The sequence below is a fragment of the Blautia sp. AM28-27 genome, from assembly GCF_003480905.1.
GTDB classification, from domain to species: Bacteria; Bacillota; Clostridia; order Lachnospirales; family Lachnospiraceae; genus Fusicatenibacter; species Fusicatenibacter saccharivorans.
Genome location: NZ_QUJK01000006.1, coordinates 99,852 through 116,389, shown reverse-complemented (window position 1 = coordinate 116,389; position 16,538 = coordinate 99,852). Strand labels below are relative to the sequence as shown.

Below are 16,538 nucleotides of genomic sequence, written 5' to 3'. Positions count from 1 at the left end.
GGCTCAAAACGAAACAGAGAAACAAAACAAAAAGATAAAAAAGCGAGGATGAAAGAATGAAAAAGAAAGTAGCAGCGATTTTCATGGCGTCAATCATGGCATTTTCCCTGGCTGCCTGCGGAAGCAACGGTGGAAGCTCTGATTCCGGCAAAACAGATTCCGGAGATAAGAGTACAGCAGCAAGCACAGCAGATACCGGAAGCGGAGAAGTAGAGAAAATCATCGTAAGCTTCCCAACCTGGACCGGCGCTCCGGCAGATACCGAGAAAGTACAGGAAGCCATCAACGATATCACACGTGATAAGATTGGCGTTGAGGTCGAGCTTTCTATCACTGATTTTGGTTCCTTCAACCAGAACACCACACTGGCACTTTCTGCGAATGAGGAGATTGATGTTCTGGCATGCGTAGGATTTTCTTACACCACAGGAGTCCAGCAGGGATATCTCTCCGATCTGGAAGAGAATGATCTGCTTGCAACATACGGACCGGACATTGCAGATGCAGTAGGACAGCAGAATATTGATGCCTGCCGTGTCGGCGGAGTTCTGTACGGACTTCCAAGCAACCGCGATATTGCACAGGGACGTGGATGTGCAGCAATTGCAACCGAGTATCTGGATGGAATCGGCTACGAAGTAAACAGTGATGATGAGATCGTAAAAATCAGCCTGGATGAATTAAACGATATTTATGCAAAACTGCATGAGGCATATCCGGACAAAGAAGTATATCGTCCGGGGACAGGCTCTATGAATCAGTTCTCCAATGTAGATGCTCTTGGCGGAAACGTATTCGGTGTTCTTCTTGACTACGGTCAGAATCTTGATGTTGTCAACCTGTTTGAGAGCGATTTCTACAAAGACTACTGCGCAAGACTGTACGACTACAACCAGAAAGGCTACATCAGTGCCGATGCATCAACGGATACTACAGCAGTCGGCGAGCTGGTAAAAGCCGGAACCCTGATGAGCTACACCACAGGTGGAAAACCTGGCATCAAAGCACAGGAGACAACCCTGACAGGCCGCGATATGACGATCTTCCAGACTCTGGATGACTATATCGGATCTACTTCCGTGGCAGGTATGCCTTGGACTATTCCGATCTCTGCACAGCACAAAGAAGCAGCCATGAAATTCCTGAATGAATGCTACAGCAATGCCGATGTTGCAAACCTTCTGGCATGGGGCATTGAGGGAACTCACTATAAAATTGGTGATGACGGACTTGCTACTTACGCAGACGGCGTAGACGCATCCAACTCCGGATGGAACCACTCCATGGGATGGATGATGCCGAACCAGTTCCTGACCCATGTATGGGAAGGAAATGATCCGGATCTGTGGGATAAGATGAGAGATTTCAACAACAATGCAAAAGTTTCCAAGGCAAGCGGCTTCTCCTTCGACAGCACAAACGTTGCAAACGAGATCACAGCAGTACAGAATGTATACAACGAGTATCAGACCAGCGTAGAGTACGGCTTCGTAGATCCGGAGACCGGAATTGCCGAAATGAATGACAAGATGATGGCTGCAGGACTTCAGAAGATTATCGACGAGAAAGCAGCACAGCTTGCAGCATGGCAGGAAGCAAACAAAAAGTAAAGAAAGAAAAATGCTGCGCCGTCCGAAATAAGGGCGGCGCAGAGTATAAGAAGTAAAAAAGAAGAAATCTGTCAAAACCGGAACGACAAGGACCGGCTGCGGATGAGAGAAAAGGAGAATGAAAACATGGCAAGAGTGAAAAGTCAGAAGAGCCAGAAAAGACGAAAAGCATTTGTACGCTTTCTGCCGATCTATATTCTGATGCTGCCGGGCCTCATTTATCTGTTTATCAACAATTACATGCCTCTGCCGGGCCTTGTAATTGCATTCAAACAGTACAATGCCGGAAAAGGCATCTACGGAAGTCCATGGGTAGGACTGAAAAACTTTGAATATCTGTTTACAACAAGCGATGCCTTTGTTATTACACGAAATACCATTCTCTACAATGTGGCATTTATCGTAATCAACACAACACTGGCAATCGCAGTAGCTATTATCTTGAGTGAGCTGGAAGGAAAACGGAAAAAAGTTTACCAGAGCGCCATACTTCTTCCGAACCTCCTCTCCACCGTTATCATCGGATATCTTGTTTTTGCATTCTTCAGCGTAGAAAACGGATTCATTAACAACACGATTTTAAAGGCGCTGGGAAAAGATCCGGTTTCCTGGTATTCGGAACCGAAATACTGGCCGTTTATCCTGGTTTTTGTCAGTGCATGGAAGTCGGTTGGTTACAACTGTATTGTATATCTGGCAACACTGATGGGATTTGATAAATCCTTCTATGAGTCAGCCAAAATCGATGGTGCGACGAGATGGCAGCAGATCAAATATATCACCCTGCCGCTTCTGCGTCCGACCATTATCATGCTGACCATGATGGCAATCGGAAGAATTTTCTACTCTGACTTCGGACTCTTTTATCAGGTGCCGATGAACCAGGGAGCCCTGTATTCCACAACAAACACAATTGATACCTACGTATACCGCGGACTGCTTCAGATGGGCAACGTTTCGATGTCTGCCGCAGCCGGTGTTTACCAGTCTATCGTAGGATTTATTCTGGTGCTTGGCGCAAACCTGCTGGTACGTAAAATTGACCGCGACAGCGCGCTGATCTAGGAGGAACGGTATGAAAACAAGAGAAGATAAAATTTATAGCTTTTTCGGTCATCTGGTCATGACAATCCTGACACTGCTCGCGATCATTCCGATTCTGCTGATGTTCATTTCCTCATTGACTGACAATGCAACCCTGTTACAGAATGGCTACTCTTTTCTGCCGGAAAAGTGGAGTACCTACGCTTATGAGTGGGTATTCACATCCAGCAGCTCCATGGTAATCAAAGCCTATGGAATGTCCTTTATCCTGACCGCAACCGGCGTTGTATGCAGCCTTGCATTGACAACCTGTCTGGCCTACGGCCTTTCGAAAAAGGGGCTGCCGGGACGAAATGTCCTGACTTTCCTGGTATTCTTTACCATGTTGTTCAATGGAGGCCTTGTACCGACTTATATCAATTACACGACCGTATTTCATGTGAAAGATACGTTCTTTGGACTGCTGGTTCCGTCTCTGATGATGAGCGCATTTAACGTTCTCCTGATGAAGAGCTACTTTGTCACCGGTGTGCCGGATGAAATTCTCGAGGCTGCCTACATTGACGGTGCAAACGAATTTCAGACCATGTGGAAAATCGCGATTCCGCTGTCCAAACCGATTATCACAACGGTTGCCATGTTCTCCGGTATTGCTTACTGGAACGACTGGAACAATGGTTATATCTATCTGACAAAGAGAACGGATCTCTACAGTATCCAGAACCTGCTGAACCGTCTGATGCAGAACATTCAGGCGCTGACGCAGAACGCCAACAACATGGCGCAGGCAGGCGAAGGTCTCTCCCAGATTCCATCCGGAACGGTTCGTATGGCGATGGCAGCACTTGGTATTCTGCCGATCATGATCATTTATCCGTTCATTCAGAAAAACTTTGTAAAAGGTATTACCCTTGGCGGTGTTAAGGGCTGATAAAAAAATGTGAGTGACTCCAAAAAATCCGGCTTTCCGATATGCAAAAGGAAAACCGGATTTTTTTAATTTTTAAACTGCCGTGGTGTCATGCCCGTCGATTTTTTGAACTGGCGGGAGAAGTACGAAATATTCTGGAAGCCGCAGGTGATGGCAATGTCACGGATGCTCATTTCACCTTTGGCGAGAAGCTCTTTGGAGTGCGCAATCCGGCGGTCGATGATGTAGTTGATCAGAGAACTGCCGGTATCCTTCTTAAAAAGATGGGACAGATAATCGGCGTTCAGGTACACCATGGCTGCAAGCGTATCGCGATCCAGCTCATCGGAGAGGTGCGATTCGATATATGCTTTCACGGTGGCAACAGCTGTATCCTGGGAAGCGGCTGCCTGACGGCTTTGTGTGAACAGCAGAAGGCTGTTGGAAATCCATTCTCTTAAAGCACCAAATGAGGAGAAGGTCTGTTCCGGGGAAGCAACGGTAATCTGGCGGCGGAAGGCTTCGTCTTCGCTGCCCGGATGATCCATCTGGCGGAACAGCAGCTGCAGGAACTGATAGTAAAAGCCGGTCAGAAATTCCCGTGTGGCTGTTCCGGAGCTTTTTAACTGATTCAGAAAAGCAAATACTTCAATCTGAAGCTGTTCTGTTTTTCCGGCAAGAAGAAGATCGGACCAGCGGTCGGATGGGATTGGCTGTGAAGAAGCCGGAACCGCCGTCCGGGTCTCCTGGGCAAGATCAAAAACATGGTTTTCATACGTGACATTTTTGGCAGCAAACTGTTTCAGGGCAAGAAAAGCATCCAGCAGACTTTCCGGCAGACAGATCTTCTGGAAAACAAAAAAATTGATGGAAAACGGAAAATGTGTCACAAAATCTGTCAGCGCCTGGCGGCATCGTCCCACGACAGAATCGCGGGTGTGTGTGGAGACCGGGAGAAGCAGAAGATAAAAACCATCGAGCACGCGGATCGTCAGCGGCAGCTCGCCGGGTTCAAAAAAATATTCCCGGGCAATATTTTTTAAAGCAAATTCATACAGTGTGCGGTTGTCAGATGCTGCAAAAACACTCTTTTGTCCGGTCTGGATCAGAAGCGGACAGAAGGGCTGATGAATCAGTTCGACATTCAGACGGCGATAGCGGATTTCATCCATCACTTCGGAAGGAGCAGAGGAAATACTGCCATTTAGCAGGTCGAGGAAGAACTGCTCTGCAAGCGGGAGCTCACTTTCCTTCCAGTAATTAGCATGAAGGGTGTTGACGCGGTCCTTCTGCTGCTTTTCACATTGCGCACAGGCTTTGTCAAGGGCTTCCAGAAGGGCATGGTCATCCAGCGGCTTCAACAGATAGTCACTGCTGGAAAGCTTCATGGCGCGGGAAATATATTCAAATTTTGCATAGGCGGTCAGAAAAATACAGACCGTTTCGTAGTGTGCCTGACGGATCTGGTCCAGCAGTTCGAGGCCGGAACCGCCGGGCATCTCGATATCACAAATCATCAGGTCAATCGGATGTGTGGAAAAGATTTCCAATGCCTGCGTCAGATTGTAGGCACAGAAAATCTCAAAAAAGTCCGGCCGCAGTGTGCGGATTTTGTTGGAAATGCTTTCGACGGTATAATATTCATCGTCTACGATTAACAGGTTCATGATAACCTCCCAAAATATATTTTTTTACCGTTCCGGTTATCCGTCGATGCGGAAAAAGGGAACGTAAGGAAAATCAATGGTAATCTGAGCGCCTGCGCCGGAACGGTTGCAAAAAGTAAAAGCCGCGTCGGGAAAAATCTGGCGGAGGCGGAGTACAACGTTTGTGATGCCGATGTGTTCCTGCTCGGAATTTACATAGGTATCAAGATTTTGCAGCACGGCAAGCATATCCTCCGAAAAACCGCGTCCGGTATCCCAGATACAGATATGAAGGCGGGTGCACTGATTTTTTTCTCTGGCGGTGACGTCGATATGGATGTCCAGAACTTTCCCCATAACGACCTCATATTTGACCGTGTTTTCCACAAAGTTCAGAAGCATCAGCGGCACAACCGTTGCATTGTGCAGCGATTCCTCGCAGGAAGGGAGCAGGCGCAGCGAGCCGGGATAGCGGATGGAGGAAAGCTCCACGTAGTTTTTTACAAGCTTCAGCTCTTCTAAAAGCGAAACGGTCTGACCGGAGGAAAGCGTATAGCGCAGATGCACACTCAGGTTCTGAAGCATCTGCCGTGCCAGGTCCGCGTGGTTATTTTCAGTCAGCTGATAAATGGTGTTCAGGCAGTTGATCATAAAATGCGGTGTGATCTGCTGCTTCAGGTAAAGCGCCTCCAGCTTCTGACGGGAGAGCTGTTTTTCGTAATTCTCAATTTTCAGATCATCGATCTCCTCGACCATATCGTTGAAAGCGGTCGTCATTTCCCGGAATTCATCGAGCATAGCGTCGTCGGGGATACGCACCTTGAGATCTCCGCCGCGGAGCTGCTCCAGCGCATGCGTCAGCATGTGAACCGGGTGAAGAACCCAGCGGTACAGGGAGGCAGACAGAAGCAGCCAGACTACGAACAGACCGAGCGAAACAATAAAGGCAATGATATAAAAGTTTGTCTGATATTTGGTATATTCCGAATCCTTCAGAAGCAGGGTCAGCGACAGCGGTGTTTCCTTCAGTTCATGTGAAACCGCCATCCAGGAGGTTCCGTCGATTTCGTAGGAAGGATACCGTCGCCATTTCAAGCGGGGAGCCTCCAGGCGGACATCGTTTGACGGGGTGCGCAGAAGAAGAGAACCATCGGAAAAATACAGAAGGCTGTCCTGCGTTTTTGTATCGACCAGAGTGCCGAGGAGTGTATCCGTGGAAATGTACGCGCCGAGCAGATATCCGTTTAGGTTCAGGATACGGACAAGGTAATATTTCCCGTTGATTTCGTTGAGATTCCATACAGAGGACGGAGCCTCTGTATTGGCGATTCCGCGGATATAGTTCCAGAGGAGCGGTGGCGGGTTGCTGGTCTGGTCGTAGAGAACGAGGGCATCTGTGGCTTCCTGATAACAGAAAAAGCCGTCTACGGTATAGTTCGGTGCTGCGTTTTCAAAGCTTTTTTTGATTCGGTTTAATGTGGTATACCAGCTGGTTGTCTGTGGTTCCGCTGCGCGGAGCGAAAGGAGATCGGTATCATTCAAAGCAAAAACATAGAGATAGGTTTCGGGGCGGGAAAGGTTTTCATCCAGGCTTTTCTGGTACAGAACCAGTGTATTTTCCGAGTTCTCATGGATCCGCTCCAGCATCAGACCGAAAGCGGCTGTGTTGTTGTACACGACAAGCGCGCAAAAAAAGACGATCATGACTGCAAGCAGAACAAAAATACGAAAACCAAGTGAGTGTATGGAAATTTTGGAAAACCGTTTTTTCAAAGAAACATCTCCTCTCCGATACATGTTAGATACATGCTGAATTTTGAGCCAGATAAGAAGAAAAGGCCGGAACTGTTCAGCAAAAGATCCGGCAGACTCTATGGGAAAGTTTACAATAAAAGTGAAAAAACGTCAATAAATACAAGGAAAAAAGAAACGGATACCGGCAAAAGTAATAAAAAAATAACTGAATTATTGTTTAAAAATTAAATTTAAAAAGATTGACTATTCAAAATGTATTTAGTAAAATTAAATTATCACAATACGAAGCGATACTTATTTCAGAAAGGTGGAACGTATGTTACAGTCTTATACCGAACATGTAAAACGATATGGAATCGCAGAGCTGGTTTTCCAGGGACCGTCCGAGGGAAATCCATTTGCGGAGCAGTGGGTGAAAGGAACGATGGCAGGTCAGGCAGAGGAAAAGCATGCCGAGGGCTTTTATGACGGAAACGGCGTATACAAGCTTCGCTTTATGCCATCCGGCGAAGGAACGTATGAGATCACCGCAGCAACAAGCTGGGGCGATGAGGCGAAAGTGACGGTGGAGGTCGGTGCAGCTGATGAAGGCTGTCACGGTCCGGTCCGTGTGGCAAACACCTATCATTTTGCTTACGATGACGGAAAGGAATACTACCCGTGCGGTACGACCTGTTATGTGTGGGAGCTGCAGAGTAAGGAGACACAGGAGAAAACGTATGAGAGTCTTGCGTCCTCTCCGTTTAACAAGATCCGTTTCTGTGTTTTTCCGAAACACTATGTCTACAATTTAAAAGAGCCGGCACAGTATCCGTTTGAAATTCGTGAAAATTCTCCGTGGTCTCCGTCTGACTTTGAGACAGAGAAGCTGGAAAAAGCGCCGCGCAATATGTTCGGCGGCATTGATGCCATGATCGAAAACCCGGATGAAGTATGGGATTATACCCGTCCGAATCCTTCTTATTTTGAACACATTGAAAACACGATCGCACGCCTTGGCACCATGGGAATCCAGGCCGATCTGATTCTGTTCCATCCGTACGACCGCTGGGGCTATTCCCGCATGAATCTGGAGCAGCAGAACTTTTATTTAAGATACGTTGTCAACCGTTTCAGTGCATACCACAATGTATGGTGGGCTATGGCAAATGAATTTGACCTGTTCCGCTGGAAACCGGTATCCGAGTGGGAGTCCAATGCAGAAACCGTCTGCCGTCAGGATCCGTACCGCCATCTGCGCTCCATTCACAACTGTATGACCATGTACGATCATTCCAGGGGATGGATCACGCACTGCAGTCTGCAGAGAATCGATCTGTACCGTACCGCAGAAAATGTGGAAATCTGGCGCCCGCAGTATGGAAAACCGTGCGTACTCGATGAGATTGCATATGAAGGAAATCTTCCGTTCGGCTGGGGAAATATCAGCGGCGAGGAGATGACACGCCGGTTCTGGGAGGCATATACCAGAGGTGGATATGGCCAGCACGGCGAGACGTATGAAAATGAAAACGGTGTGATCTGGTGGTCACACGGCGGAGAGCTGAGGGGCGGCAGCCCGGCGCGTATTCAGTTCCTGCTGGACATTATGGAAGAAAACGGAGGCTATATGGAGCCGCTTCCGGCATTCTTTGATGAGACTTGCTGCACGAACGGCGCAAGCCATCCGAGAAAAGACTGTATCATGTACTATTTCGGAGCCAACCGCCCATGCCGTCGCCCGTTCCACATGCCGGAAGGCCAGGAGTTTGATGTGGAAGTCATCGACACCTGGAACATGACCATCACCCCGGCAGGCCGCCACAGCGGAGAATTCACGATCGACATGCCGTCAAGACCGTATATGGCTGTGCGACTGGTGAAAGTGAAATAAAAATGTGGGAGAGGAATCTTGAAATTCGATTCGGCATATGATATAGTATATGTAGCTAATAAGAGAAATAAGTGACATGTGTTCACAAAGCGAACCCCCAGCAGCGGCAACTGCTGGGGGTTCTTCCCTATTTTACGGAAGGGCATCCGCCTGTGCTAATTGTCACCATGTTTTCCGTCTAGCCACTTGCAGATATAGTAGCTGATTACACCTGCTACAACGGAAACGATAAGAGAAATAAGTATAGACATGCGCTCACCCCCTTCCTGTTGCCAGTTTGGGAGGCGACAACAACGTAAGTATAACATGGTATAGGAAGAAACGGTTTGAAAAAATAGAACGCATATTTTGATGAAGTTGCACAAATATGAAAAAAGTCTATTTTGATCTTGACAACCCTCCTCACATATGATATCATACCACCTGTATCACGCCGAAGACAGCAGGTGCCGCAAGGCGTAAGTTTCAAACGCCTGCCGAGGAGAAGTTACACAAGGTTCATGTTATGGAATTTTGAGATCTCTTCGCCAATCTTCGCGAAGAGCTTTTTTTATACTTCCAAAGCGTAGGTACGAAATACTACAAGGAGGTGCAATCATGGCAATCAATGCAAAAATCGATCTGAAGAAGCCGGTCCTGGAAGAGATCAGCGCACAGGTAGAAGGCGCACAGTGCGTGCTGCTGGTAAACTACAGCGGATTAACCGTTGCTCAGGATACTCAGCTGCGTAAAGAGTTAAGAGAAGCAGGCGTTCATTACAAAGTATACAAAAATACAATGATGAAACGTGCATTCGCTGGTACTGCTTTCGAGTCTCTTACCAAAGACCTGGATGGCACAAACGCTATCGCAATCAGCAAGGACGATGCAACAGCTCCGGCAAGAATCATCGCTAAATTTGCAAAAACCGCTCCGAAGCTGGAGATGGTTTCTGGTGTTGTAGAAGGAAACTACTACGACAAAGCTGGAATGGAAGCACTGGCAAACGTTCCGTCAAGAGAAGAACTTCTTGGCAAACTGCTTGGAAGCATCCAGTCCCCGATCGCAAACCTGGCTCGCGTCCTCAACCAGATCGCAGAGTCCAAAGGCGGCGCAGCAGAGGCCTAAGCCTCAAGCGGGCAGCGTGAAATACGCAGCCTGAGAACATTATTCAGAAAATATCCAAGGAGGAAAATAAAATGGCAAAGTTAACAACCGCAGAGTTTATTGACGCTATCAAAGAGTTATCTGTATTAGAGTTAAACGATCTTGTAAAAGCATGTGAGGAAGAGTTCGGCGTATCCGCAGCAGCAGGCGTTGTAGTTGCAGCAGCAGCAGGCGATGCAGCAGCAGCTGAGGAGAAAGACGAGTTCGACGTAGAGCTGACAGAGGTTGGCCCGAACAAAGTTAAAGTTATCAAAGTTGTACGTGAAGCTACAGGACTTGGCCTGAAAGAAGCTAAAGAAGTAGTTGACGGTGCTCCGAAAGTCCTCAAAGAGGGTGCTTCCAAAGCAGAAGCTGAAGAGCTCAAAACTAAACTTGAGGCTGAAGGCGCTAAAGTTACTCTTAAATAATTTAAGCGTAAATCAGAATCTATGGACGCACGGCGGGATTTCCTGCCGTGCGTTTTTTTGAACTGAGTCCATACTTTGTGGCAATAAAGTTAAAAATTGCCGGAAGGTATGGTGATGCCATGTGGTATCAAAATGTAATTGCGACCGTGGAGATGAAATTGAGAATGTGATCTATTCATACAAGACATTTACGGAGGAGTATAAGGGCTAAATATCCTCATGACAGAAAGACTCCGAGAGTACAGAAAGAGAAAACGGGAGGAACGAAAAATGCAGGTACATTCCGTTCTGGAATCTTTACAGCAGGGAATCCTGATCTGCGATCAGCACAGCAGGATTGTGTTCTTCAATCAAGTCTACAGCGATTTCATCGGCGTTCCGCTTGAAACCGCGAAAGGTCATAAAATCACGGAGTACCGAAAATCTGCCATTGCTCCGGAAGTTATTTGGAGCGGCATCCCGGTCGAGGGAATGGTGCGGAGAGAGGGAACACAGGAATACTTTGCAAGTGTTTATCCGATCTGGGAAGAGCATCAGATCCGCGGAAGCATCTCAATTGTGACGAGTCTCGTACAGTTTGAAAAACGGGAATCAGAGGCTCACATGACGCTGGAAGAGCGGGTGCGCCGCTTTGAACGGCAGGAGATCAAAAATACGTTGTTGCTGTACGGACGGGATATGGAAGGGAAGCAAAAAGCGGCAAAGGAACTCGGAATTTCGCTGGCAACGTTATACAATAAAATCAAAGAATAAGACAGAAGGAGAATGAAATGCCGGAATTTCTGCAGCTTTGGAGCTTTGTGGTATTTTCTGTCTTTGCTGTAACAGAACTCACATAAAAGAGGGATCATGATTTCTAAAATTTTAGAAATTACGATCCCTTTTGTAGTATCTGCCCGGATATCGCATTACAATGATCTCAGATCAAAGAAAGCGAGGCCATAGAACATGAAAAAAATCAGAATCGGAAGCGGCGCAGGCTATGCGGGAGACCGCATTGAGCCGGCAGTGGAACTGATGGAAAAAGGAAATCTGGACTACATTATTTTCGAGTGTCTGGCGGAACGCACCGTTGCGATCGGGCAGCAGGACAAAGAGAAAGATCCGTCGAAGGGATACAACCAGCTGCTCGACTATCGAATGGAAAAAATTCTCCCGCTGATGGCGAAAAACAAAGTAAAAGTTATTACCAATATGGGAGCTGCCAACCCGGTATCTGCTGCAGAACGGACGTGTGAAATTGCCAGAAAACTGGGTGTCAGTGGATTGAAGATTGCCTGTGTGACCGGCGATGATATTACAGACGAGCTGGACAAGTATGAAAATGAAACAGTGCTGGAGGATGGCACGCTGTTAAAAGAGAAAAAAGATGTTCTGATTTCTGCGAATGTCTATATGGGTGCGGAGGGCATCACAAAAGCGTTGGAAGAGGGTGCCAATCTTGTCATTACCGGTCGCGTTTCCGATCCTGCACTGACGATCGGACCGCTGGTATATGAATTTGGATGGAACATTGACGACAACCCGGATCAGATGGGACAGGCGGTTCTGGCAGGCCATCTGCTGGAGTGTGCCGGACAGGTGACAGGCGGCTATTTTGCGGATCCGGGCTACAAGGATGTGCCGGATCTGTGGAAACTTGGATTCCCGCTCATTGAGATCGACGAGACAGGCGCATTTACCGTGACAAAAGTCGAGGGAAGTGGCGGACTGGTGAGTGTGGATACCTGTAAAGAGCAGATGATCTACGAAATCCACAACCCCAAGGCTTACCTGACCCCGGATGCAACAGCGGACTTTTCAAAGGTGACGTTCCGGCAGATCGGGGAAAACCAGGTTTGCGCCGAGCATGCGACAACGCATGGAAGACCGGAAACTTTGAAAGTGAGTGTCGGCTACAAGGACTGCTTCATCGGTGAGGGTGAAATTTCCTATGGCGGAAGCAACTGTATGGCACGGGCGGAGCTGGCGGCGGAGATTCTGGAGAAGCGGATTGAACTGACAGGCATCGAGCTGGAAGAGTACCGTACTGATTTTATCGGATGCAATTCCCTGTATCGTGATGCAATTTCCAAGGAGATCGGAAGTGGAACTCCGTGTGAAGTGCGTCTCCGCGCCGCAGGCAGAACGAAAGACCGGAAAAATGCCGTTCTGCTGGCAAACGAGGTGGAGGCTCTCTATACCAACGGTCCCGCAGGAGGCGGCGGAGCAGTGAAACGGGTGTCCGAGATTGTCTCGGTCTGCTCAATTTTTGTGCCGCGCGATGCAGTAGAAGCAAAAGTTACATTCCGGGAGGTATAAGGCGATGAAATTAAAAGAGATTGCACATGCAAGAACAGGCGATAAAGGCGAGATCTCCAATATTTCGGTGATCCCATATGATGAGAACAATTATGAAATGCTGAAAGAAAAAGTAACAGAAGCACGCGTAGCAGAATACTTCCGCGAAATCTGTCACGGAAAAGTAACCCGCTACGAACTGGACGGAATCCATGCGCTGAACTTTGTCCTCGACAAGACACTCGGCGGCGGTGTCACAAGATCGCTGGCGCTGGACAAACATGGAAAGACACTCGGTATGGCACTGCTGGAAATGGAGGTTTAGGGCAATGGCAGAAGATTTTATGACGGCTGCGGTAAAACGCGTAGAAGCACAATTTGCGAAAAGCGGCGTTTCCGAAAGCTGTGCAGCATTTGAAAGAAAAGACAGCCAGATCGAGATGCGCGATGGTGTGAAGCTGCATACAATCTATTATTTTCCAAGGGAAGGCGGATCAGGAGAAAACAAGAAATATCCCGTCATCCTGACTCGTACCTGCTATCCGGGCAACGACCGTATTCACCGTGCCTACGGCGAGGGACTGGCGCGCAGGGGTTATGTGTATGTCTACCAGTATTGCCGCGGCAGAGAGCAGTCGGAAGGAAAATGGGAGCCAAACATTAATGAGCGGAACGATGGCATTGACACCATGGATTACCTTGTGGAGCAGCCATGGTGCGAAATCTTAGGCTACTGGGGCCATTCCTACACAAGCATGACCGGCTGGGCGTTCGCTGATGCCGCGGAGGGGAAAGTTGCCACAATGTTTCTGGAGGACTATGGAACGGATCGTTTTGTATCAGCCTACGAGAAGGGCTGCTTCCGCCACGATATCCTGACCGCATGGTCGATGGAAAATGCGGAAAAACCAGTGAATGCTGACTATCGCGAAAGCTGCCGTTATCTGCCGCAGATTGAAGTGGACGAGGCGCTGTGGGGACAGCGTGTTCCGTCCTACCGCGAATACATCACAAGCCCGAGCCCGGATGCGGCACTCTGGCAGACGGGCTGGTGGAAACAGTTACGGGAAATTCCATCAAAAACGAAGGTTCCGATTTATCTTTTAAGCGGCTGGTACGATCATCACCACGGCAGCAGTATGAAAACGTGGGAGCGGCTGAACGCGGAAACAAAACAGCACAGCTGGCTCGAAATCGGCGCCTGGAACCACTTTTTCCAGATCTGCCTCGAGGGCAAAGAGGTGCTGCACCCGCAGAATGAAGAAATTCCAAAGATGCTGGAATGGTTTGAGCTGACGCTGAAACAAAAAGAAATCCCAACACAGCGGATCCGTGCCTATGAGATCGGCTCAGACCGTTGGATTGATAGCGTGTCCGACGGACTGGGAGAAGAAGAAACTGCGGGAAGCATGACGCTGTATCTGGATGAGAAAACACTGCGGGAAGACGCGCCGGAACGGGAAAAAACGAGAAACTACACGTTTGACCCGGCCACTCCCGTCGAGAGCATCGGCGGAGAAGCCCTTCTGCATACGATGCCGCAGATCGGCAGCCATCTTCAGCCGGAACCGGATTATCGTGAGGATGTCCTGAGCTTTGTATCAGAACCGCTGGAAGAAACTTTCACGCTGAACGGAAAAGCTTCCGTCCGTCTGTTCGTGGAAAGTGATTGCGAGGATACGGTATTTACCGCTAAAATCATGGAGGTAACGCCGGAAGGAAAAGCGTACAACATTCGTTCCTCGATTGCAACATTGGAGCAGGGAAAAACGGAGGCCGGAGCCTATGAGGCGGGCAGCGTGGCAGAGGTACAGATTACTATGTGGAATATTGTATACACGATTCCAAAGGGTTCCCGCATTCGTGTAGATGTTTCCTCCTCCGACTTCCCGCAGTACCATGTCCACAGCAATCAGAAAGGGCTGTGGTCGGAAAAAACGGAAAATAAAATTGCACATCAGACCATTCATATGGGCAGAAAAGCTGCTTCCTGCGTGATTTTGCCGCTGATGAAAAAACAGTGAACCGTAACGGTAAAGCGGACATCGGGAAAAATCAAAAAGAAAAAGTAGCATAATCCATTCTTTTGTGATATAGTGGAAACACTATAGGTTTTGCGGTAAACCTAAAGAACGGCCCGCATTATAAAAACAAAATGAACAGGAGAAGAGTAATGGAGAAAAAGTGGTGGCACAAAACGGTCGGATATCAGATTTACCCGAAGAGTTTTCAGGATACCAATGGAGACGGCATAGGAGATCTGAAAGGCGTGATCCGTCATCTTGACAAAATAGAAAAGCTGGGAGCCAATGTCATCTGGCTCTGTCCGGTGTTTGCATCCCCGATGGTGGATAACGGATACGATATTTCCGATTACATGGATATCGACCCGTCGTTTGGAACGATGGAGGACATGAAGGAGCTGATTGCGGAGGCAAAAAAACGCGGCATCCGCATTCTGATGGACCTTGTCGTGAATCATTCCTCTGACCGGCATGCGTGGTTTCAGGCGGCACTCAAAGATCCGTTTGGAAAGTACGGAAAGTATTATGTGTTCCGGGAAGGAAAAGACGGCAAAGAGCCGAACAACTGGCGGTCGATTTTTGGCGGCAGCGCGTGGGAGAAAGTACCGGGATATGATAAACTGTATTACCTCCACATCTTCACAAAAGAGCAGCCGGATCTCAATTGGGAGAATCCCAAATTGCGGGAAGAAATTTATGAGATGATTTTAAAATGGATGGATCTGGGACTTGGCGGATTCCGTCTTGATGCGATCAGCCATCTGAAAAAGAATTATCAGTACACCAACCTTCCGCCGGATGGACCGGACGAGTACAATATGGCGTTCGAGTATTTCAACAATGTAGACGGTCTTGCCGATATCTTGTGTGAAATGAAGGAGCGCACCTTTGCACCGACCGATGCGCTGACGATCGGAGAGTACGATCACATGGGACCGGAGGATGTGGAGGATGTGATTGGGGAAAACGGCAGTTTCTCGTCCGTTTTCGATTTTTGTCACACCCTCGACAATGTGCGTAACCCGAAATGGGGCAATACCGTGGCGCTGTTTGACGATTATCGCGATCAGCTTTTTGCGGCGCAGAAAATCGTGGATGGCCGCGGCATGCTCTGCAACTTTCTCGAAAACCATGACAAAACGCGCATCATCGACCGGTTCCTGATGCCGGAGGACCAGAACCGCTACAGCGAAAAGATGCTTCCGGTCACCAATTTCTTCCTGCCGGGTATTGTATTTCTGTATCAGGGACAGGAGATTGGCATGCGCGACAACCCGAAACAGTCTATTCAGGGATTCGTCGACAAACCGACCTTTGCTATTTACGACCGTCTGATTGCAGAAGGAAAAACGGATGCGGAAGCGCTCGAGCAGATCAACCGCGAGAGCCGCGAGCACAGCAGAACTCCGATGCAGTGGGATGCATCTGCCGAGGCGGGATTCACAACAGGTACGCCGTGGTTCCCGGTGAATAAAAACTATACGGAACTGAACTATGAGGCCGAGGAAAAAGATCCTGATTCCCTGCTGTGGTTTTACCGCAAAATGGTGGCAGTAAGACGACGTGAAGATCTGGAAGAAACCTTCCTCTACGGAACGCTGATTCCGGAATACGAGACGGTAAGCGGCGTTCTGGCGTACCGCAGGAAGGATGAGAAGAATAATATTCTGATCCTTACTACTTCTCTTGCGGATGGCATTACATTGCCATTTACAGACACAATCGAAGAAGTACTTCTGAATAACTATGACACCTGCGAGGCAGGCGAGGAAACGATCCGTCTGCAACCGTATCAGTGTCTGGTGCTGAAGGTGAAGGAATAATTGCAAAAACTAAAACAAAA

The 16,538-nt window shown here is 48.3% G+C and carries 13 protein-coding genes and 1 other annotated feature; of the genes, 11 read left to right on the top strand and 2 right to left on the bottom strand.

The genetic code is table 11. The features are described 5' to 3' along the window. Positions 1 to 56: 56 nt before the first annotated feature. The 3 genes from DW743_RS10435 (at position 57) to DW743_RS10425 (ending at position 3,585) form a co-directional block, all read left to right on the top strand. Positions 57 to 1,610 (top strand): ABC transporter substrate-binding protein, encoded by a 1,554-nt coding sequence (locus DW743_RS10435; protein ID WP_117761445.1) that lies wholly within the window; start codon positions 57 to 59, stop codon positions 1,608 to 1,610. 126 nt (positions 1,611 to 1,736) lie between these two features. Then, a complete protein-coding gene (locus tag DW743_RS10430; protein WP_117761444.1) occupies positions 1,737 to 2,675 on the top strand; it encodes an ABC transporter permease in 939 nt (312 codons plus the stop codon). Between the two features lie 10 nt (positions 2,676 to 2,685). Continuing rightward, positions 2,686 to 3,585, top strand: a complete 900-nt coding sequence (locus DW743_RS10425; RefSeq protein WP_117761443.1) for a carbohydrate ABC transporter permease — start codon at positions 2,686 to 2,688, stop codon at positions 3,583 to 3,585. A 65-nt stretch (positions 3,586 to 3,650) separates the two neighbouring features. On the opposite strand, the gene DW743_RS10420 is transcribed toward DW743_RS10425, so the two are convergent. Further along, a complete protein-coding gene (locus DW743_RS10420; RefSeq protein ID WP_117761442.1) occupies positions 3,651 to 5,231 on the bottom strand; it encodes a response regulator transcription factor in 1,581 nt (526 codons plus the stop codon). A 36-nt stretch (positions 5,232 to 5,267) separates the two neighbouring features. Next, positions 5,268 to 6,983 (bottom strand): sensor histidine kinase, encoded by a 1,716-nt coding sequence (locus DW743_RS10415; protein ID WP_158568557.1) that lies wholly within the window; start codon positions 6,981 to 6,983, stop codon positions 5,268 to 5,270. Between the two features lie 298 nt (positions 6,984 to 7,281). On the opposite strand from DW743_RS10415, the gene DW743_RS10410 reads away from it, so the two are divergent. From DW743_RS10410 to DW743_RS10375, 8 genes are all read left to right on the top strand, one after another. Beyond that, positions 7,282 to 8,838 (top strand): DUF5605 domain-containing protein, encoded by a 1,557-nt coding sequence (locus tag DW743_RS10410; protein WP_117761440.1) that lies wholly within the window; start codon positions 7,282 to 7,284, stop codon positions 8,836 to 8,838. A gap of 415 nt (positions 8,839 to 9,253) precedes the next feature. After that, positions 9,254 to 9,398 (top strand) — a sequence feature (ribosomal protein L10 leader region). Positions 9,399 to 9,435: 37 nt separating this feature from the next. Further along, positions 9,436 to 9,945: a 50S ribosomal protein L10 gene (gene rplJ / locus DW743_RS10405; protein ID WP_055227784.1), complete on the top strand. Its 510-nt coding sequence runs from the start codon at positions 9,436 to 9,438 to the stop codon at positions 9,943 to 9,945. 71 nt (positions 9,946 to 10,016) lie between these two features. Continuing rightward, positions 10,017 to 10,391 carry a 50S ribosomal protein L7/L12 gene (rplL, locus tag DW743_RS10400; protein ID WP_022462823.1) on the top strand — a complete coding sequence of 125 codons (375 nt, stop codon included), beginning with the start codon at positions 10,017 to 10,019 and terminating at the stop codon, positions 10,389 to 10,391. Between the two features lie 270 nt (positions 10,392 to 10,661). After that, on the top strand, positions 10,662 to 11,144 hold the full coding sequence (locus DW743_RS10395) for a helix-turn-helix domain-containing protein (protein ID WP_173841386.1): 483 nt from the start codon (positions 10,662 to 10,664) through the stop codon (positions 11,142 to 11,144). A 195-nt stretch (positions 11,145 to 11,339) separates the two neighbouring features. Beyond that, the gene (locus DW743_RS10390) at positions 11,340 to 12,692 is read left to right on the top strand and encodes an acyclic terpene utilization AtuA family protein (RefSeq protein WP_117761438.1); all 1,353 of its coding nucleotides are present in this window, start codon (positions 11,340 to 11,342) and stop codon (positions 12,690 to 12,692) included. 4 nt (positions 12,693 to 12,696) lie between these two features. Then, positions 12,697 to 12,996 (top strand): AtuA-related protein, encoded by a 300-nt coding sequence (locus DW743_RS10385; RefSeq protein ID WP_022462826.1) that lies wholly within the window; start codon positions 12,697 to 12,699, stop codon positions 12,994 to 12,996. A 4-nt stretch (positions 12,997 to 13,000) separates the two neighbouring features. Beyond that, positions 13,001 to 14,695: a CocE/NonD family hydrolase gene (locus tag DW743_RS10380; protein ID WP_158568556.1), complete on the top strand. Its 1,695-nt coding sequence runs from the start codon at positions 13,001 to 13,003 to the stop codon at positions 14,693 to 14,695. 149 nt (positions 14,696 to 14,844) lie between these two features. Then, a complete protein-coding gene (locus DW743_RS10375; protein ID WP_117761436.1) occupies positions 14,845 to 16,518 on the top strand; it encodes an alpha-glucosidase in 1,674 nt (557 codons plus the stop codon). Positions 16,519 to 16,538 lie beyond the last annotated feature (20 nt).

What these genes read in the sequence shown, in the direction of transcription:
- DW743_RS10435 (WP_117761445.1), top strand. Translation starts at nt 57, where the DNA reads ATGAAAAAGAAAGTAGCAGCGATTTTCATGGCGTCAATCATGGCATTT.
- DW743_RS10430 (WP_117761444.1), top strand. Translation starts at nt 1,737, where the DNA reads ATGGCAAGAGTGAAAAGTCAGAAGAGCCAGAAAAGACGAAAAGCATTT.
- DW743_RS10425 (WP_117761443.1), top strand. Translation starts at nt 2,686, where the DNA reads ATGAAAACAAGAGAAGATAAAATTTATAGCTTTTTCGGTCATCTGGTC.
- DW743_RS10420 (WP_117761442.1), bottom strand. Translation starts at nt 5,231, where the DNA reads ATGAACCTGTTAATCGTAGACGATGAATATTATACCGTCGAAAGCATT.
- DW743_RS10410 (WP_117761440.1), top strand. Translation starts at nt 7,282, where the DNA reads ATGTTACAGTCTTATACCGAACATGTAAAACGATATGGAATCGCAGAG.
- rplJ (WP_055227784.1), top strand. Translation starts at nt 9,436, where the DNA reads ATGGCAATCAATGCAAAAATCGATCTGAAGAAGCCGGTCCTGGAAGAG.
- rplL (WP_022462823.1), top strand. Translation starts at nt 10,017, where the DNA reads ATGGCAAAGTTAACAACCGCAGAGTTTATTGACGCTATCAAAGAGTTA.
- DW743_RS10395 (WP_173841386.1), top strand. Translation starts at nt 10,662, where the DNA reads ATGCAGGTACATTCCGTTCTGGAATCTTTACAGCAGGGAATCCTGATC.
- DW743_RS10390 (WP_117761438.1), top strand. Translation starts at nt 11,340, where the DNA reads ATGAAAAAAATCAGAATCGGAAGCGGCGCAGGCTATGCGGGAGACCGC.
- DW743_RS10385 (WP_022462826.1), top strand. Translation starts at nt 12,697, where the DNA reads ATGAAATTAAAAGAGATTGCACATGCAAGAACAGGCGATAAAGGCGAG.
- DW743_RS10380 (WP_158568556.1), top strand. Translation starts at nt 13,001, where the DNA reads ATGGCAGAAGATTTTATGACGGCTGCGGTAAAACGCGTAGAAGCACAA.
- DW743_RS10375 (WP_117761436.1), top strand. Translation starts at nt 14,845, where the DNA reads ATGGAGAAAAAGTGGTGGCACAAAACGGTCGGATATCAGATTTACCCG.